General features: G+C 50.7%; 16 protein-coding genes and 2 pseudogenes. 13 read left to right on the plus strand and 5 right to left on the minus strand.

Annotated features, from left to right (window positions below):
* The 4 genes and pseudogenes from KO503_RS16045 to KO503_RS16060 form a co-directional block, all read right to left on the minus strand.
* Positions 1 to 286 (minus strand): annotated as a pseudogene (locus KO503_RS16045) (hypothetical protein); the annotation flags it as partial.
* Positions 287 to 574: 288 nt separating this feature from the next.
* Entirely contained in the window at positions 575 to 1,942 is a 1,368-nt protein-coding gene (locus KO503_RS16050) for a hypothetical protein (protein WP_215992567.1), read from the minus strand.
* A gap of 103 nt (positions 1,943 to 2,045) precedes the next feature.
* Entirely contained in the window at positions 2,046 to 3,212 is a 1,167-nt protein-coding gene (locus tag KO503_RS16055; protein ID WP_252731143.1) for an iron-containing alcohol dehydrogenase, read from the minus strand.
* 66 nt (positions 3,213 to 3,278) lie between these two features.
* Positions 3,279 to 4,724, minus strand: coding sequence for an NAD-dependent succinate-semialdehyde dehydrogenase (locus tag KO503_RS16060; RefSeq protein WP_215992568.1), 1,446 nt, complete (start codon positions 4,722 to 4,724; stop codon positions 3,279 to 3,281).
* 148 nt (positions 4,725 to 4,872) lie between these two features.
* Between KO503_RS16060 and KO503_RS16065 the strand changes: the two genes are divergently transcribed.
* The 12 genes and pseudogenes from KO503_RS16065 to KO503_RS16120 form a co-directional block, all read left to right on the plus strand.
* On the plus strand, positions 4,873 to 5,637 hold the full coding sequence (locus KO503_RS16065; protein ID WP_215992569.1) for an IclR family transcriptional regulator: 765 nt from the start codon (positions 4,873 to 4,875) through the stop codon (positions 5,635 to 5,637).
* A gap of 124 nt (positions 5,638 to 5,761) precedes the next feature.
* A complete protein-coding gene (locus KO503_RS16070; protein ID WP_215992570.1) occupies positions 5,762 to 7,315 on the plus strand; it encodes a PLP-dependent aminotransferase family protein in 1,554 nt (517 codons plus the stop codon).
* Positions 7,316 to 7,458: 143 nt separating this feature from the next.
* Positions 7,459 to 8,787 carry an aspartate aminotransferase family protein gene (locus KO503_RS16075; RefSeq protein WP_215992571.1) on the plus strand — a complete coding sequence of 443 codons (1,329 nt, stop codon included), beginning with the start codon at positions 7,459 to 7,461 and terminating at the stop codon, positions 8,785 to 8,787.
* A 5-nt stretch (positions 8,788 to 8,792) separates the two neighbouring features.
* A complete protein-coding gene (locus KO503_RS16080) occupies positions 8,793 to 10,121 on the plus strand; it encodes an NAD(P)/FAD-dependent oxidoreductase (RefSeq protein ID WP_215992572.1) in 1,329 nt (442 codons plus the stop codon).
* Position 10,122: 1 nt separating this feature from the next.
* On the plus strand, positions 10,123 to 10,797 hold the full coding sequence (locus KO503_RS16085; RefSeq protein WP_215992573.1) for an amino acid ABC transporter permease: 675 nt from the start codon (positions 10,123 to 10,125) through the stop codon (positions 10,795 to 10,797).
* Between the two features lies 1 nt (position 10,798).
* Positions 10,799 to 11,467, plus strand: coding sequence for an amino acid ABC transporter permease (locus KO503_RS16090; protein ID WP_215992574.1), 669 nt, complete (start codon positions 10,799 to 10,801; stop codon positions 11,465 to 11,467).
* Positions 11,464 to 12,237, plus strand: coding sequence for an amino acid ABC transporter ATP-binding protein (locus KO503_RS16095; RefSeq protein ID WP_215992575.1), 774 nt, complete (start codon positions 11,464 to 11,466; stop codon positions 12,235 to 12,237). The genes KO503_RS16090 and KO503_RS16095 overlap by 4 nt, the downstream gene beginning before the upstream one ends.
* A gap of 59 nt (positions 12,238 to 12,296) precedes the next feature.
* Positions 12,297 to 13,148, plus strand: coding sequence for a transporter substrate-binding domain-containing protein (locus tag KO503_RS16100; protein ID WP_215992576.1), 852 nt, complete (start codon positions 12,297 to 12,299; stop codon positions 13,146 to 13,148).
* 105 nt (positions 13,149 to 13,253) lie between these two features.
* Positions 13,254 to 14,183 carry an aminotransferase class IV gene (locus tag KO503_RS16105; protein ID WP_215992577.1) on the plus strand — a complete coding sequence of 310 codons (930 nt, stop codon included), beginning with the start codon at positions 13,254 to 13,256 and terminating at the stop codon, positions 14,181 to 14,183.
* Between the two features lie 108 nt (positions 14,184 to 14,291).
* Positions 14,292 to 16,421, plus strand: a complete 2,130-nt coding sequence (locus KO503_RS16110; RefSeq protein ID WP_215992578.1) for a malate synthase G — start codon at positions 14,292 to 14,294, stop codon at positions 16,419 to 16,421.
* A 9-nt stretch (positions 16,422 to 16,430) separates the two neighbouring features.
* Complete coding sequence (locus KO503_RS16115; RefSeq protein ID WP_215992579.1) at positions 16,431 to 16,856, plus strand: GlcG/HbpS family heme-binding protein; 426 nt, start codon at positions 16,431 to 16,433, stop codon at positions 16,854 to 16,856.
* Positions 16,857 to 17,050: 194 nt separating this feature from the next.
* Positions 17,051 to 17,141, plus strand: a pseudogene (locus KO503_RS16120) (IS481 family transposase); the annotation flags it as partial.
* A 24-nt stretch (positions 17,142 to 17,165) separates the two neighbouring features.
* Here KO503_RS16120 and KO503_RS16125 read toward each other — a convergent pair.
* Entirely contained in the window at positions 17,166 to 18,308 is a 1,143-nt protein-coding gene (locus KO503_RS16125) for an FAD-dependent monooxygenase (protein WP_215992580.1), read from the minus strand.
* Positions 18,309 to 18,611: 303 nt separating this feature from the next.
* Here KO503_RS16125 and KO503_RS16130 point away from each other — a divergent pair, with 303 nt between their 5' ends.
* Positions 18,612 to 19,286, plus strand: a complete 675-nt coding sequence (locus KO503_RS16130) for a TetR/AcrR family transcriptional regulator (protein WP_215992581.1) — start codon at positions 18,612 to 18,614, stop codon at positions 19,284 to 19,286.
* Positions 19,287 to 19,299: the final 13 nt, after the last annotated feature.

Here is a 19,299-nt window from a genome sequence, read left to right on the forward strand (position 1 = left end):
AACTAAAACCGGGCAAGACCACATGGGAAAATGCACGAACATGTGCTGCGCAAACTTGCCTGACATCGTACCCAGCAGCATCTAACGCTTTCCATACGGTCCATTCATAACCGCCTGTGGGCTCCAGAGCGATAATTTGGCCGTCAACTGGCCCTAACTTGCGCTGAAGACTGCTATGACCCGCAGGTGTATTTGACACCGAAAAAGCCGCGCCAGTTTTGCTAACATATACAAAAATCTCAAACTTACCGACATCAAGGCCGACAAAATCCGTATTCTGTCCCATATTCTAAATCTCTTTCTTATGCTCCGGGGTCATACGCCCCAATCAACTGTTCGAGTTTGAAGAAAAAGAAGGGGCGCCAGTCTAGATTACGTGGTCGCACCACAAGGGGCTAACGGCGTACACCTTCCCGATCCGGTATCTTGCAAAACGCTGGATCGGGATAACGATAGCAAACTTCCGATACATAAGGGGCTGTTCAGTTCTAAAAAGCAGGTCCAGGTCGTGATCAGCACTCAACCGTCGTAGAAAACGAGGACAATTGTGCCCTCGTTTTCGATTTTAAAACCCTTACGAGTTTTGATCTTTCACAAAGGTATTGTCGACTTCTCCACGGAAAAAATCGCGACCGTAGACCAAGAGACACAGCACAACACCGACACCAAAGGCCCAAGCTGCACCGCGTGTGGCAAGCACCGCACCGACCACACCGGCGATACCAAGGTCACGTTGCGAACGCGCTTCCATAACGCCGATACGCACGGAAACGTAGCCTTGGATCAACAGTGTCAAGGCGAGCGCAACGCCAAGGATCGGCTGAACCAGCGTCACGATGGGCATCAACAAAAGCCCTGTGTTTGTGCCCCAGCGGAAAGAGCCCGCACCACCAAAGATAGAGTCCATAGTCTTTTTGCCTTGGGTGAAACGCTCGACGATCACCACGTGCATCGCTGCCCAAAGCGGACCACACATCGCCACATCAGGGCCGATGATGGACATAACCGAGTTGCGCGCACCAAAGATCATGTGAGCACGATCAGGATCGTAATCGATCTTTTCATCAGGGCGCATTTCGTCCGCTTCGGTCAGGATGGCTTTACTTTGCAACACGTCACCAAACAAAACGATATAGGCAGCCAAAACAGTCGGGATCGCAGTCAAGAACATCGACACAGGTGGCAAGCCCAGACCAAAGACAGTGTATTCTTTCCATAAGGTGGTAAAGTCAGGCTTAGAGATACCCCATTCGATTTGTGGCCATGACGCTTCACCAAAGATAGGCGCTACGATAATAGCAAGGGCAACAATCGGGAAGATCCCCAGTTTGCCAATCGCGCCAAAAATACGGTTCTCAGATTTTAGCTTGGCAAAGTGGCGCGAGAAAATCACGTAGAACGCGATGCCGACAGCAATAGAAATCGTGAACGGGTAGGTGTCGAAACGACCACCGATTTTGAACACGGAAATCACGGCGGCCATACCTGCGCCAATAATGATACCGGACTTAATCGCTTGGGGGATCAGTTGCACAACGCGGTGCGCCAATCCCGAGGCTCCAATGAAGATCGAGAATAACCCCAACATCAACTGAAAGGCGATCAAGGCATGAACGCGCTCAGGGCCTTCTGGGAAGGCAGCACAATAGGCCATCAAAAGCGGGATCGCAGGTGTGATCCATCCTGGGATAACCGGATCGCCGAGCATGTGGTGAGCCAGATACAAAACACCGTTCATCATGACAACAGCAAGAGCCACCTCAAAGGGCATCCCTAACAGTTCAACCATGAGTGGGATCGCAGCCAAGTCCACGGCACACATCAGCAAGCCTTGGCAGTAATCCGGCCATTCAAATCTGTAGTGCAAAAAGGGCAGGCGGATTTTAAATGGGCCCGCCGGCCAATAGGGCGTTTCCTGCCCATCTATACGTTCTTGTCTCATTTTGTCTCCTCGCTTTACGCAGAATTGCCTTCCCCCTCCGAAAGGCTTTTTTGTTATGTGTCAGGCGCTTTCCTGCGGTGCGTCGCAGCACCTGACATGAGGGTCAAAATGCTTCGCGGTAGAGTGCGAGCGCATCTGTTTCGGTAACTTCAACTGGATTGTTGACCAAAAGCCGCGTTTGCAGCATGGCGTCTTGCGCCAATGTTGGCAGGCTGTCTTCTGTCACTTTGCAATCGCGCAAACGGCGCGGGGCGCCAGAGCGATCCATCAAGTCTTCCATGAACTCGACGAACTTGGCAGAACGTGCCTGCACGCCATCTTCAGACGGGCCCATCACCACGTCTGCCAGCTCCGCATACAAAGGTGCTGCTTCACGCATGTTGTAGCGCAACACAGGTCCAAGCATCAGCGCATTGGTCAACCCGTGTGGCAAATGGTAGTGCCCCCCCAGCGGATAGGCCAAGGCATGAACCGCGCCAACGGGGCTGTTTGAAAAGGCTTGTCCGGCAAGGTTTGCCCCCAAAAGCATCGCTTCGCGCGCGGCGCGGTTGCTGCCATCTTCACAGGCTGTCACGAGATTGGCGGTCATCAAACGCAGCGCTTCTTTGGCGAATACGTCTGACAACAAGTTCTTTTTATGTTGGCTGGTAAAGGCTTCTATCGCATGAACCATGGCGTCAATGCCTGTGGCTGCGGTTTGAACCGCTGGCAGACCAATCGTCAATTCCGCATCAAGCAGCACGCGGTCGGCGTAGAGTTGATGTGAGACGATGCCCATTTTGGTTGTCTCGCCTGTGGTCAAAATGGTGATGTTTGTCACTTCGGACCCTGTGCCCGCTGTGGTTGGCACTTGAACCAAAGGTGTGCGTTTGCCTTTGATTTTTCCAATGCCGTATAATTCAGCAAGCGGTTGTTCGGAAACCAACATCACCGCGACAAGTTTCGCGATGTCCATTGATGATCCGCCACCAAGTCCAAGTACAATATCTGCTTTTGCGGCTTTGGCGCTTTCAACGCAGGACATCACAATCGCTTCGGGCGGATCGGCGACCACATCATCGAACACGGTTACGGTAAACCCGTGTTCTTTGAGCGAGGCAATCGCGGGATCGAGTAAGCCGTTTTCATGCAAGAATTTGTCTGTCACGATCAGCAGATTGCGTTCCGTGAACCAGTCACCCAAAAGTGCGCCCATCCGCTTTGCCCCACCCCATTCAACAAGAGTAGATCCAGGTGTGTCAAAAGAAAACGGTTTGATGCCATCAGTCATTGGTCTTGTCCTTGAAGTTAGAAAAACATGCGGGCGCAGGTGTCTACGCGTCGCGTGGTCTTAAGTTTAAATCGCGCTGCAGATGTATTTCAGCTCGAGATATTCATCGATGCCGAACTTAGATCCTTCGCGGCCCAAACCGGATTGTTTGACTCCGCCAAAGGGCGCGACTTCGTTGGAAATCAGACCTGTATTGTGGCCGACCATGCCGTATTCCAGCGCCTCAGATACACGGATCATGCGCGCGTGGTCCTTGGTGTAAAAATATGCGGCCAAACCGAAAATTGTATCATTGGCCATCGCGACGGCATCTTCTTCGGTGTCAAATGAGAACAACGGCGCAAGTGGGCCAAATGTTTCTTCGGTTGCCACTTTCATGTCTGGCGTCACACCCGTCAGGATCGCAGGTTCAAAGAACAGCCCGCCCAATCGCGTGCCGCCTTGGACCAAGGTGGCCCCTTTGGAAACGGCGTCTTCAATATGGCTTTCGACTTTGTCCAAAGCTTTGGCTTCGATCATCGGGCCAATGTCTGTGCTAGCTTCTGTGCCGTTGCCAACGTTCAACGCCTTCACTTTGGCGGCGAGTTTTTCAGTGAAAGCTTCATAGACGCCGCTTTGCACCAAAATACGGTTTGCGCAGACACATGTTTGGCCAGCGTTGCGGTATTTTGATACCATCGCACCTTCGACAGCTGCATCTAAATCAGCGTCATCAAAGACAATAAATGGCGCGTTGCCGCCAAGTTCCAAAGACACTTTTTTGATCGTGTCCGCACATTGCGCCATCAACAAGCGGCCGACTTCGGTGGAGCCTGTAAAGGATAACTTGCGCACAACATCGCTGTCAGTGATGACCTTGCCAATTTTCGATGCAGGGCCAGTCACAATTTGAAATACGCCAGCAGGAATGCCAGCACGCTGAGCCAATTCACCAAGGGCAAGCGCTGTCAGGGGCGTTAAATCAGCAGGGCGTACAATCATCGAGCAGCCAGCTGCCAATGCGGGTGCTGCTTTGCGTGTGATCATAGCGGCAGGGAAATTCCATGGCGTAATCGCCGCAGTCACACCAATAGGTTGGCGCAACACAGTTAGGCGTTGGTTGACTTTGGGGGCAGGGATCGTATCGCCGTAAACCCGCTTTGCCTCTTCGGCGAACCATTCAATAAAGGATGCCGCATAAGCAATTTCGCCTTTGGCCTCGCTTATTGGCTTCCCTTGCTCAAGCGTCATGATCAGGCCTAGGTCTTCGGTGTTTTCAACGATCAATTCAAACCATTTGCGCAAGACAGTAGAGCGATCTTTTGCTGCCCAAGCGGCCCATTTCGCCTGTGCCAGCTGTGAAGCTGCAATCACAGCAGGTATTTCATCTGGGGACATCGATGGCACAGTGCCGACAATAGTGCCATCCGCAGGGTTGGTGACATCCGTGGTGCCGCCAGATGCGGCTTGAACCCACTGGCCGTTTACAAGACAAGAATTTTTTAAAAGTGTTGGATCTTTGAGCGTAAGCAATGTGGGCCTCTTTACGTTTGTCTTGTATTTTGCAAATGACCGTTCCTTATATGGAACGTTGTTTTCAATATGGAACGTATGCCATTGTATGCGCCTCTGTCAATCACCAGGACACTCGTTTATTATGTGCGACTAAAAGGAACCGAAAATGTCCACACAGGTTAAAAGGCGCGCGCCGGCAGCGCAGCGCACGGTCTTGATACTTGACCGTCTTTCAACCAGCTCAAAACCGCTTGGAGTGTCCGAGATTGCCCGCGATATAGACGCGCCCAAAAGCTCGGTTTACGGAATCTGTGAAACTTTGGTTGCAGCAGGCGTTTTGCACTTTGAAGCAGATGGTTACAGCCTAGGGTCGCATTGTTTGCGTTGGAGTGCTGCCTATTTGAACAGGTCATCCTTGGTTTCAGAATTTCGCCGCATTCTGGCCGTTGACGGGCGGCTCGCCAGCTATACTGTGACCTTATCCGAGCTTGATAAAGATCAGGTGGTCTACTTAGATTGTCGCAACTCGGACAAACCATTGGGGTTTACGTTTCAGGTTGGTATGCGCTTGCCTGCCGTTTATTCTGCAACGGGTAAGGCAATGCTGTCCTATATCTCAGACGAGGAACGCCACGAAATTCTATCTGCGGTGCTTTGGGATGCTCCCTTTACTGCTAATAGTGTTCCAAATCATAAAAAATTCGATGCAGATGTTAAAGTTTGGCGCGCACAAGGTTACGCGGTCGACAATGGCGAGATTCGAGAAGGTATGGTTTGCTTAGGTGCCCCAATTTTGAATCCGCAAGGCCTGCCTGTCGCGGGGATTGCCATATCAATGACGGGTGCGGAGGCGCGTCTAGAGATTCAGAAAGAGCTGGGGACAATCGTGCGCGATATCGCAAACGTTTTAGCGCAGCGTTATACGAGCTGAGCACTGGCGCTGGTATGGTTCGGTGGCGACCATTTTCTTCATCATACCGCTGCTTGGTTGAATGCTGCGCGCGCAAAAAACTTTAAAACTATCCTTATGGCTTTGGCCGTAAGGTGTCACCATCTTGGCGCTGCAACATAGATTGGGTAGAGTTCCTGAAACCAACACGGGACCCTTTATGCTCAATGCACGTTTCCTGACTTTGCCGAAGGCATCTAAGTTAAGCTTACGCGATCAAGTGTGTGAATTGATGAGCTCTGCCATCACGCAGAATTTGTTTCCTAAGGCAGAGCGACTGCCGTCTTGCCGTGCTTTGTCTGAGCATCTGGGAGTTTCGCGCAATACGGTACATGATGCCTATTGTCGCTTAATTGATATTGGTCTTGTAACGTCACGGGACCGCAGCGGATATTTCGTTGATGACACGATAATCGATCTGAACCGTTCAAATACTATGGCCAGGAGCAATGGCGAGACCATCTCGTCACCACTGGAACATGCGCTGGCGGACCGAAAGCGTCCGTCGGATATGGCAAAAGTGGATCATCCTGAGGATTGGAACAACTACCCTTACCCATTTGTTTATAATCAAATTGACCCCACATGGTTTCCGATACAGGAATGGCGCGAAAGTATGCGGACTGCGATGGCATCATCGGGCCTTGTTGAATGGAGCCGCGATGCTGGGGGCGCAGACAGTTCTAATCTGATCAAGCAACTGCAACACAGACTGTTGGGGTACCGTGGGATTCATGCCGCGCCAGACGAAATTCTAATAACCTCAGGGGCGCAGAACGCGATTTCTTTACTCGCGACTTTGAATGCTTATCTTGGACGCCGCGTCGCAATCGAAGATCCATGTTACCCTGAAGCTCGCAATGCATTTGAAGTTGCTGGCAATCAATTGTTTTGCGTTCCTGTGGATCAATCGGGCCTCATTGTCGAGCAAATACCAAGCGATGTTGGGTTGGTTTACACAACTCCAAGCCATCAATTTCCTACCACGGTAACAATGTCGGTAAAGAGGCGATTAGAGCTGTGTGAGCGTGCTGTTCGCGATGATTTCTTGATTTGCGAAGACGACTATGAAGCAGAAATGAGTTTCACTCAAAAGCGCGAAAAACCCATCTCGTCCTTGGATGCATCTGGTAGGACAGTTTACGTTGGAAGTTTGTCTAAAAGTGTCGCGCCAGGGCTGCGGATTGGGTATATGGTAGCCCATCCAGATGTCATTAGAGAAGTAAAAGCGATCCGGCGATCCACCATGCGCCACCCGCCGATCCTGCTTCAAGATGCTATGGCCCACTTCATCGCCAGCGGCGCACTTGACGCGCACTTGCGTAAAATGGAGCGGCGGTACCGATCTCGGTGGGAAATAGTCTTAGAGGCATTAACCGAGCACTTACCTGATTTTGACCGACAAGTGTCTCACGGCGGCACCTGTGTATGGCTGACGGCTCCCAAAGGAATTGATACAAGTATTTTAGCACATAGGTTGAAACAACAGGGTGTTCTGCTCGATGAGGGGGGCGTTTTTTACCGAGATCCGTCACAAGGGCAGCGCAAGTTACGGATCGGCTTTACTGCATTGCCGCGCGCGTCACTCAATGATGGTATTAAACTTATCGCAGCAGAAGCACAAGAAATGAGCGCTGAATTAAAAAGAGTGAGCATTTAAAGTGATTTTCATCTGTCCTATTCTTTGATCCAAACTGTCCATTAAACTTCTCATAGATCTTTGCAATGCTCGCGATTGAATTGCAGGAATTTTGGTGCGCCGTACTGAGTAAAGCATCATTACTCTTTTTAAGGATCTTGAAAATGAATGAGATAACATCCCACGTTGATTGGTCGACGCAGTCCATTATCGATAAGCGTGACAAATATTATGCAGCGTCTCAGAGTGCGTTTGTTCCCTATAAAAAACCGTTGATCCTGAAAAAAGGTAAGATGCAGTATTGCTGGGACGAGAAAGGCAACAAGCTGACTGATCTATTGGGTATGAACCTGTGTATCAGCGTTGGCCATGCGCACCCTGCAGTTGTCGAAGCGGTGACCGAACAGGTGAAAGATCTGACGCATTGTACGACAATGTTTCATCACCCAGTGCCCGCACACCTAGCTGAAGAGTTAGCCGCAACCATGCCTGTAGGCCACGAGTGGGTTGTCCATTTCACCAACTCGGGAGCGGAAGCGATTGATTTGGCGATGATGATGTCACGCGCCTATACAGGCAATCACGACGTCATCTCGTTGCGCAACTCTTACCATGGCGCAACTTATGGCGCACAGGCTGTGACAGGCGTTCATGGCTTCCGCCACAATGTTGCGCAATTGGCTAATATTACCTTTGCGGCAGAGCCGAACCAGTATCGAGGCATATTCGGTGAGGGGACAGATCCGTATCTCGACGAAATTGATCGCACGATCGCATATACGACAAGCGGCGCTCTTGCGGCGATGTTGATTGAACCTGTTCAGGGCTATGGCGGTATCATTCCAATGCCAGCCGGATACATGAAGGGCGCTGCAGAAAAAGTGCGTGCTGCAGGTGGCCTGATGATTGTCGATGAGGTGCAGTCAGGCTTTGGCAAAACGGGCGATTCAATGTGGTGCTTTGATCAGCACGATATCGTGCCTGATATCATGGTTATCGCCAAGGGCTTGGGCAATGGCATTCCTATTGGTGCTGTCGTTGTTAAAAAAGAAATCGCTGAAAGCATGTCGGGCAAATTCATCTTCCATACTTATGGCGCGAATCCTGTTGCCTGCGCTGCTGCACGCGCTGTTCTGCGTGTCATCCGCGAAGACAACCTGATCGAAAATGCCAAAACGGTTGGTGCTAAACTGCATGAGGGTCTGCAGCATCTCAAAGATCGCTATGACATTATTGGCGATGTACGTGGGCGCGGCTTTATGCAGGCGGTTGAGCTGGTCAAAGACCGCGATACAAAAGAACCGGCTCCCGATCATACATCTTATGTGTTTGAGAGAACTCGCGAGCATGGGCTGATCCTGTCCAAATCAGGCACGTACAAGAACGTGCTGCGCATGGTGCCGCCTTTGTGCTTGCAAATGGAGGATGTGCAACCCGTTCTCGATGCATATGACCGAAGCTTTGCGGATCTTCAGAAAGTAAAGTTGGGTTAACTGACATGGCGCATGTTTTCCCCAATGCCGCGGATGAAACCGAGCCGCCAATCGTTGTGATTGGGGGTGGTATGGTCGGGATAGCAACGGCAATTTGGCTACAAAAATCCGGTCAGCGGGTGACGCTGATCGACAAGGCAGAGCCAACAGGACGTGCGAGCTATGGCAATGCTGGTGTCTTGGCATCATCTTCGGTGCTTCCTGTGACAATGCCGGGGTTGCTCACCAAGTTGCCTAAGATGGTGCTGAATCCATTCGAGCCGATTTTTGTGCGCTGGCCCTATCTGCCAAAGCTCATTCCTTGGGCTTTACGTTACCTCTCACACGGAAATGAAGCTGACGCCCGCCGCATTGCGTCGGCAATGGTGCCGATTATTGGCAACAGTTTAGACGATCATCTGTTGCTCACCGAAGGCACGCCCGCGCAACGACATATCAAGCCCTGTGATTTTGCGGTGTTGTTCAAAGATCGGGCTCAGTTCGAAGGTAGCAAGCTCGGCTTTGACATCCGCCGCGACCTTGGCTTTGAGTGGAGCGAACACGAAGGTGCCGCTTGCGAGTCCTATGATCCTTTATTTCCGAAAGACTATGGTTTTCTCGCCGCGTTTGGCAAACATGGCCGCATAACTGATCCTGGCGCGTATCTTGATGACCTACATGGCCATTTCGTTGCTTCAGGGGGTACAACACATCAAGCTGAAGTCACAGACATTACACATGAACGCGGCCAAGTGACAGGTGTGGTAACATCTGACGGTCCCTTGGCTGCCTCTGCTGTCGCGATTACTGCCGGCGCTTGGTCGCCACTTATGACCAAGAAGCTTGGTGTGAAAATTCCGGTAGAAGCGGAAAGCGGGTATCATTTGGAATTTTGGGGTGCATCGTGCATGCCTAAATCGCCGACCTTGGTCCCTGACTTTAAACTTATCTTATCTCCGATGGAGGGCCGCTTGCGCGTTGCAGGTGGTGTTGAATTTGGCGGGTTGAAAAACGCCGGAAGAGATGTGCCGTTTGCCGCGTTGAAATACGGTGTCGATCAAATTTTACCGGGGCTGACCTATTCGAAAGAAACACGTTGGATGGGGCATCGCCCCGCGCCAACCGACTCGATTCCGATCATTGATGAATTGCCCAATGTCAAAGGTGTTTATCTGGGCTTTGGTCATCAACATGTCGGACTTACCGGAAGTGCGCGCACGGGACAGATTCTTGCCAATCTGATTACGGGCGAGGCGACGAACATTGATCTAAAGCCTTACAAAGTAACGCGTTTCATGGGGGCGAAGGCTTCTCAGTCGCGCACCGCTCACACATACCAAATGGAAGCCAGCTGATATGGAATGGAATTTCGCGCCTGTCATTGCCAATCTAGATATACTTCTTCTAGGGCTACTAAATACGCTAAAAGTTACAGGATTGGCGCTGTCACTCGGTGTACCTCTTGGACTTGGGCTCGCCTTGATGCGGTTGTCGCAAAACCGACCAATTTCAATGATCTCAGAGTTCATTATTGAATTCTTTCGCACCACGCCGCCATTGGTTCAGTTGTTCTGGTTTTTCTTTGCCTTTCCGATTTTGTTCAACATTAACATGACGCCATACTTGGCCGCAGTGGTGACGTTCTCGATCCAATCATCCGCGTTTTTTGCAGAGATTTTCCGCAGCGGTATCCAGTCTATTGATCACGGTCAGTGGGAAGGTTCCAAAGCCATCGGAATGACCCGAAATCAAAGCTTGCGCCGCGTGATTTTGCCCCAAGCCGTCAAGCGGATGATCCCAGCCTTTATGGAGCGTTCAATCGAGTTGTTGAAAACGACAACACTGGTATCCACGATTGCCTACACTGATCTGATGTATCAGGCGAACAGTGTCGCACAGAGTACATTCCGTCCGCTTGAGGTCTATTCTGTGATTGCTGCGATTTATTTCATTTTGATTTTCGGGTTCAGTCAGTTGTCGATCGTGGTCGAGCACAGACTTGCCAAATCTGGCGAAGGGACGGTGAACTAAGATGGACCATAACTGGGATTTCGCAACCATATTTACCAACTGGCGTGTCTATTGGGTTGGACTTCAGGCGACACTATTAATGTTTGGAGTGACTGTCACTCTTGGCATGTTAGGTGGGTTACTCATAGGCATTCTGCGCTATATTAAACATCCCGCTGCGGCTTGGCCTGCGCGTGCCTTTGTTGAAGTGTTCCGCAACACGCCCGTGTTGGTACAAATCATTTGGTTTTACTATGCCTTTCCAATCCTAACAGGGGTCGAGACTTCACCGTTTTTGGCCGCAGTTCTGGGCATTTCTTTGAATACGATGGCATTTTCCGCTGAAATTTACCGCGCGGGTATTCAGTCCATCGATAAGGGGCAATGGGAAGCAGGCAAAGCCATAGGGATGAGTTTCACCCAAACACTGAGACGCATAATCTTGCCCGTGGCCTTGAAGCGGGTCCTTCCTGCGCTGACGAACCGAGGCATTGAGGTATTCAAGATGTCTACCTTAGCCTCGATTGTCGCCTATAACGAGACACTCAGTCAGGCAAAACTGATCGCTGAACTGAACTATAACCCCATTGAATCCTATACTGCCGTCGCCATCATTTTCTTTGTGGTGCTCTATCCGGTGGTGCAGGGAACCTACGCCCTTGAACGCGTACTAAACCGGAGCGACCGATGAGCGAACTTATCCGCGTAGAAAACCTTCACAAAAGCTTTGGCACACTTGAAGTGCTCAAAGGAATTGACCTGCATGTGAACTCTGGGGAAACTCTGGTTCTGTTGGGGTCCAGTGGATCAGGCAAATCCACTCTCCTGCGCTGCATTAATTTTATGGAAACGCTCACAAGCGGGCGCATTCTTCTAAATGGCGATGCTATCGGCTCCGAAACCCGCGGTAAAATCACTTATAAAGAGAGTGACCTGTGTAAATTGCGGACCCGTATTGGCATGGTGTTTCAGCATTTCAATCTGTTCCCGCACATGACGGTTTTGCAAAACGTCATGGAAGGCCAGCTGACTGTGCTTGGTCGTGACAAAGCAGAAGCGGCAGAGAAATCCATGATCCAGCTGACCCGCGTTGGGCTGGCTGACAAAGCGGCTGAATTCCCATCACGTCTGTCTGGCGGCCAAAAGCAACGCGTTGCGATTGCACGTGCGTTGGCGATGGACCCAGATGTGATGCTGTTTGATGAGGTTACCTCAGCACTCGATCCTGAGCTGGTGGGCGAGGTGCTTAAAACCATGCGCCAACTCGCTGAAGAAGGCATGACGATGATCTGCGTAACGCATGAATTGGGCTTTGCCTATCATGTGGCCAACCGTGTGTTGTTTCTGAACGAAGGAACAATCCACGAAGAAGGCGATCCTCAGTCCGTGCTCCGCAATCCACAAACGAAACGGATGAAAGAATTCCTCGAAGGGCACGCGCTCTTCAAACTACCGGAATAAACCGACGATCAACAAGAAAAATACAAGAACAAACAAAAGACCAACAGGAAGGAACGACAATGAAAAACATTATTAAAAAAGCTACAACATTGCTCGCAAGCATCGCTACCGTGTTGACTATGGCGACCTTGCCGGTTGCTGCTCAAGAGCAATCGACTTGGGACCAGATCAATGAGACAGGAAAGTTGCGCATGGGCGTCATTCAAGCGCCACCATGGTGGAGCAAAAACCCTGCGACTGGAGAATGGGACAGCGGCCTTGGTGTCGCTCTTGGCCAAAATATGGCTGAGGTTCTTGGTGCTGAACTTGAGTTTGTTGAAGTGACATGGGGCACAGCCGTTGCGGCGCTTCAATCTAACAAAATTGACTTTATACCTGTGCTAGATGCTAAACCTGAACGCGCAGTTTCAATTGATTTTCCTTCCAATCCTCTGCTCTTTATCTCACTTGCAGTGCTTGCGGATGAAGATATCAATGCAACCAAATGGGAAGACTTGAACAAAGAAGGTATCTCGGTTGCTGTACCTCAGGGATCTAGCATGGATGCGTTCATCACCGATGCGCTACCTCTTGCGGACATTCAACGCTTTCCTGACAACGGAGCGTCCATCGCGGCATTCCAATCTGGTCGTGTGAATGCGGTGTCTTTGTTCCACCCACCACTCCTTGCTGCCCGCAAAAAACTGGGCCGTGGCCAGCTCGTCATTCCAACGCCGGCGTTCTCATCACCAACTTCAGTGGGCGTACGTAAAGAAGATGACAAGACATTCCGCGACTGGGTCAACTCTTCGATCGGTTACTGGTACGAAACCGGTAAAGTTCAAGAATGGTACGCTGAATTCTTGACTGATTTCGGTCTAGACCCAAAGGCTTCACCTGTCGTTCAGCGCGAGCTTCTTTTCGGCAACTAAGTTTAGTCAATACATAAGAAAAACGCTGGATACTTATAGCGTCCAGCGTTTTTTGCCACTTATTATTCCCAACTTCATCGCCTTTGAGCACTTCATGGATACCACATGACCCTAGATCAGAACTCGCCACCCCTCACCACACACGATGCAGACGAAGATATTCGCAATCGCGACATCAAGATCTATGTGAACGGCGACATTGTTCACCGCGATGAGGCCAAGGTTTCGGTCTATGATAGTGGTTTTATGCTTGGCGATGGTATGTGGGAAGGGATGCGTCTTTATAACGCAAAATGGGCTTTTTTCGAGGAACACATGGATCGTTTTTTCAGTTCATGCAAAGCAGTTTCCCTTGATGTTGGCATGGACCGCGCTGGTATATTGGATGCTTTAACGCGCACCGCTGCTGCCAATGACATGACCAACGATGTGCATTGTCGCCTGATGTTGACACGCGGCGTAAAGGTAAAACCCTTTCAGCATCCGTCGTTGAGCCGCTCGGGCCCAACCCTTGTGATTATCATGGAGCATTCCAAACCTGTCGAAGGCTTACACAAAGCAGGCATTCGTTTGGCAACCGTTCCGCAAGTGCGCGGATTGCCGATGTCACAAGATGCTAAATTCAACAGTCACTCCAAACTCAATTGTGTGCTTGCGTGCCTGCAAGCTGAGCAAGCTGGGGCTGATGAGGGCTTAATGCTCGATCCGCATGGGTTTGTGAACACCACCAACGCTTGCAACTTTTTCATTGTCAGAAAGGGCGAAGTTTGGACCTCGACCGGCGATTACTGTATGAACGGCGTCACACGTCAAAAGGTTATCGATCTGTGCCGTGCGAATGACATTCCAGTGCATGAAAGAAACTATTCGCTCGTGGATGCTTACGGTGCAGATGAAGCCTTTTTAACAGGTACATTTGGTGCACAAACCCCAGTGGCTGAGATTGATGGAAAACCGATTGGTTCGGGTTTCAATCCCGTGATGGCACGCCTGCAAGAGCTTTATAAGCAACTGATCCAAGACAGCATCGCCTAAACTTCACTCGAGGGCCAAAGCGGCGGATACTTACCCGTCTCCTTCATATTCTCATCAGATGCTTTCCTCGCATCCTTTCTGACATCCCCTTTATAAGAGGAATTACCGATGACTGATTACGTACTTCGCCACGGCCTATCTGTTGCAGCGCCGCTTGCAAAACTTGTTGAAGAACAGGTTTTGTTGGGCGTAAGTGCTGATACGTTTTGGACTGGTTATGCAAAGCTGCTTGCGGATCTTGCGCCTGTGAATGCTGCGCTGCTGGCGAAACGTGAGAGCTTGCAAGCTCAGATAGATGCGTGGCATGACGCCCGTAAAGGACGGACGTTTAACGCTTCAGATTACGAAGCGTTCTTGCGCGAGATTGGGTATGTGCAAGATACTCCACCTGCATTTGAGCTCGGCACCACCAATGTAGACCCCGAAATTGCAACGCTTGCAGGGCCGCAACTTGTGGTGCCTGTGATGAATGCACGTTTTGCGTTGAACGCGGCCAACGCGCGCTGGGGCTCATTTTATGACGCGCTTTATGGCACGGATGCAGTCAAAGGGTCGGCGCCAGCGGGCAAAGGTTTTGATGCGGCGCATGGCGCTAAGGTCATTGCGCAAGCGCGCGCACATTTGGATGCGGTTACGCCTTTGCGAAGCGGATCTTGGGCGGATGTCACGGCACTCTCAGCAGGTGAAACCTTGACCGTTGAAGTTGGCGGCAGCCTCACAGAGCTTGCTGATCAAGCGCAATTCGCTGGCGCAACGGACAGCGGTCATATCATGCTGCGCGTCAACGGATTGCTGATTGAGATCGTGATCGATGCAGCGTCTTCAATTGGCAAAAATGACCCAGCACATATCGCAGACATCCGTTTCGAAAGCGCCTTGACGGCGATCCAAGATTGCGAAGATTCCGTTGCGGCTGTGGACGCTGAAGACAAATGTGTGGTCTACGCCAATTGGCTCGGATTGATGCGCGGCGATCTTGCGGAAAGTTTTGAAAAAGGTGGCAAGGTTCACACGCGCACATTGAACCCTGATGTGCGCTACACGTCACCTACTGGTGAGGTGATCACGCATCCTGGTCGCGCGCTTCTTTTGGTGCGCAATGTGGGGCATTTGATGACCACAGATGCAGTATTGATGGATGGCGCTGAAACGCCAGAAGGCATGTTGGATGCCGCGATCACCGTTGCAGCAGCGATGCACGATCTTGCTAAAGCAGGGACAAAGAATTCTCGCGCGGGATCAATTTATGTGGTGAAACCCAAAATGCACGGCCCGAAAGAAGTGGCCTTTACAGACACGATTTATGGTCGTGTTGAGCAAATCCTTGGGCTTGAAAAGAACACAGTTAAGATCGGTGTGATGGACGAAGAGCGGCGCACATCCGTCAATCTCTTGGCCTGTATCCACGCTGTCAAAGACCGCTGTGTTTTCATCAATACTGGCTTTTTGGATCGCACTGGTGATGAGATCCATACTTCAATGCATGCAGGAACAGTTGTGCCAAAAGGTGAAATGCAAAGCTCCGCGTGGTTCTCTTCCTATGAAGATAACAATGTCGATGCAGGGCTTGCTGCAGGCCTGTCTGGCAAAGGTCAAATCGGCAAAGGCATGTGGGCGAAACCTGATGAAATGGCGGAAATGTTGGAGGTAAAAATCGCTCACCCCAACGCTGGCGCAAACACCGCTTGGGTACCTTCGCCGACTGCAGCCACCTTGCATGCAACGCACTACCATCAGGTCAACGTTGCAGCGCTGCAAGAAACACTTAAAACACGCACACCAGCGCCTTTGGGCGATCTGTTGACCCTGCCTTTGATGGATGGTCGCAATCTTTCAAGCGAGGCAATTCAACGCGAATTGGACAACTCCTGTCAGTCTATTTTGGGCTACGTGGTGCGCTGGGTTGATCAAGGTATTGGCTGTTCGAAAGTGCCTGACATCAATGATGTGTTCCTTATGGAAGATCGCGCGACTTTACGTATTTCGTCACAATATTTGGCGAATTGGATGATGCAAGGCCTGTGCTCAGAAGGCGATATCATCGCGTCCTTCAGGCGCATGGCGCCAAAGGTTGACGCGCAAAACGCCGGAGATGCAGCCTATACGCCGATGGCTCCAAGCTTTGATGGTATTGCTTTTAAGACCGCTTGTGACTTGGTGCTTAAAGGCGCAAGCCAGCCTTCTGGTTACACCGAACCTCTTCTTCACGCCGCACGCCGTGCTGCAAAAAACGCATAAGGATAAACCATGCTGACCATTAAACGTCTCGATATTAATGATGCTCACGTTTTGATTGCGGGCGCCCGCGCCCATGCCACTGAAATCGGCGTTCCGATGTGTATCGCCATCACAGATGAAGGCGGAAATCTCATCGCATTTGAACGTATGGATGGCGGTAAAGTGACCTCCACAACCATTGCAATCGACAAAAGCTACACTGCCGCAGCCGCCAAAAAAGCGACGCATGAATACGGTGCAATCAGCCAGCCAGAAGGCCCGACGCATGGCATCAACTCAGCCATCGGTGGCCGTTTAATGGTTGTTGGTGGCGGCTTACCTGTGATCGTCGATGGCGAAGTGGTGGGCGGTATTGGCATCAGCTCTGGCACCCCAGCCCAAGATCAAGCCTGCGCTCAGGCTGGCATCGATAAGCTTATGGCAGCCTACCGATGAAATACAGATCGGATATTTATGGGGCATCTAAGTGACACAAAGGTCATTCTTGGCTCAGAGGAGGGCGACGTTTGATGGCTGCGGTTTCTTCGTCATCTCGATTTCCTAATCGATAAGATGAGCCAGAAGCCCTCCGTTATTCAAATCCCCAAATCTGTCCCACGCGTACCGAGGATAGAGACCTCCGAATAGGCAGGCTGTACACCAAACGGTATCAGAAGCAGGTGCGAGTGCATCACATTCAAGTGGAGGTTAAGTTTCTAACCTTCAGAGGAAAAAACGGCCCCGTTTCAGGGGCCGTTTGTCGTTTTAGCTTAAGTCCGCTGTCATCGGATCGTAGGCATAAAGCCATGCGGGATCTTCAGGTTTTTTCAGCCATGTGTTGGCGTTGGAAATTGTCTGCACTTTGGTCGCGCGTTCGCGGCGGGTGTTTTCATAAGATGTAAAAGCAGACGTGTAATCGTCGAGGCCACTTTGAGACAATGCGCGAGTTAGCACGGCCGCGTCTTCGATTGCCATACATGCCCCTTGAGCCATGTGTGGGCGCATTGGGTGACAGGCGTCACCAAGTAAGACCAAGCGTCCTTGGCTCCATAGGTTCAATGGATCACGGTTCCAGAATGGCCATTTGGTGACGGTTTCTGTGGCGTCGATCAGGGCCTGAACCATTGGGTGTGAACCACCGAAGGCAGCTTCCATTTCTTCGCGAGAGCTGTCGATAAAGCTCGCTTCATGATCCCAAGTGTCCTGCGGCAAGCCAGTGACATAGTAGTATTCGGATTGATCGTTTTTGGTCGCATATGCCATGATGTGACGGGATTTTTCCCACCACCATTTGACGCAAGGCTCAAATTCAAGGCCAGAAGCGCGCAGTTTGTCCATGTTGACAAGCGCTCTGTGACCGACCCAGCCGCTGTAACGGGGTTTTTCAACACCAAGCAGTTTTTCACGCAGCATCGAATTGATACCGTCCGCGCCGATCACCAGTTTAGCTGCAACTTTTTTGCCATTGGCAAAGGTCAACAAAACATCGGAATCGCGTTCGACGATATCTGTTAGGCGATGATTGAAATGTACTTTGTCTTGGGGCAGGGCGTCGATTTGCTCTGCATGCAGGTCGCCGCGGTGAATTGTGATGTAAGACGCACCGTATTCTTTTTTCGCGTAGTCACCCAGTGGGATTTTCGACAAGTACTCACCTGTGTTCCCATCGCGTGAGAACCAGTGATCGGGGTGGGACCCAATGGTTTCCAGTCGTTTTTCCAGTCCGATTTGACGGAAAATCTTCATGACGTTTGGGCCGATGTGAATCCCTGCGCCAAGGCGCGTGAATTCTGGGGCCTGTTCAAACGTATGAACGGAAAATCCAGCGTCCAAAAGCAAAGCTGCAGCGGCTGCGCCACCGAGCCCTGCGCCGATCAGTGCGATATCTACTTGGTCGATCTGTGTCATGTGGTGTCCTGTATGTCAGAATCAATTTGTTTGTATGCCAACAATTATCCAAGTCTGGTCAAAAGTCAAAAGCCTATCTTTCAAACGGTCATTTGAAACAGCGAAATGCTTAAAAAATAGGCTGTACCGTGTGATTGGGGTTAATATGAGGGTCGAAAGGTCGCTTTGCCTGATGCGCATGATTTTTCAAATAAATAACGTTATTAATTATTCTTATGAATAATATAGATGCTTGAGTTTTAGAGAGCTGACTGTCAAAATAGACGAAATATTTGTAATTGGGCTTAGTAGTTGGGCAGTGATGTGGCGGATAGCATACAAGAGACAACGCGACGTAAGCCGGGGCGCCCGAAAGAAGGCGTTGAGCTGCGAGATGTGATCCTCGATCAGGCGGAACTTATCTTTTCGCAAGCTGGGTTTAATGGTGCCAAAGTGCGCGATATTGCGACCGGCGCGGGGGTCAATCAAGCGCTTGTGCGGTATTACTTTGGATCAAAACAAGATCTGTTCGATGAGGTCGTGCGCCGCCGCGGCTTGGTGATTTCTGCGGCCCGCCACGTTTCTTTAGATAAACTTTTGGCTCAAAAATCACAGTTGGATGTTGATTGTATTGTTCGAAGTTATCTTAAACCTCAATGGGATATGAAGTATTCTGGTCCCAATGGCGCTGCATTTGTGCGATTGCAGGCGCGCTTGCATTCTGAACTGGATGAACATGCCTTGCATCTGCGCAGCGAGGTCTATGATGCTTCTGTCAAGCGGTATATTGATGCATTGTGTGACGTATTGCCTGATATTCCTAAAGACGTAATTTCCGTGCGAATGGCCTTTCTTGTTGGGACTTATATGTTCATGCTCAATGATCTTGGGCGGCTCAATGACCTGACCGATGGCCAGATTGGCGACGTGGGGCAGGTGGCAATGTTGGATCATCTGACGGCTTTCTTGTCAGCGGGTCTAAAGGCGCCAATGCCGTAATTTCTGTTTGAGG

It is taken from the genome of Pacificibacter marinus (assembly GCF_018860505.1).
Lineage (GTDB): Bacteria > Pseudomonadota > Alphaproteobacteria > Rhodobacterales > Rhodobacteraceae > Celeribacter > Celeribacter marinus_B.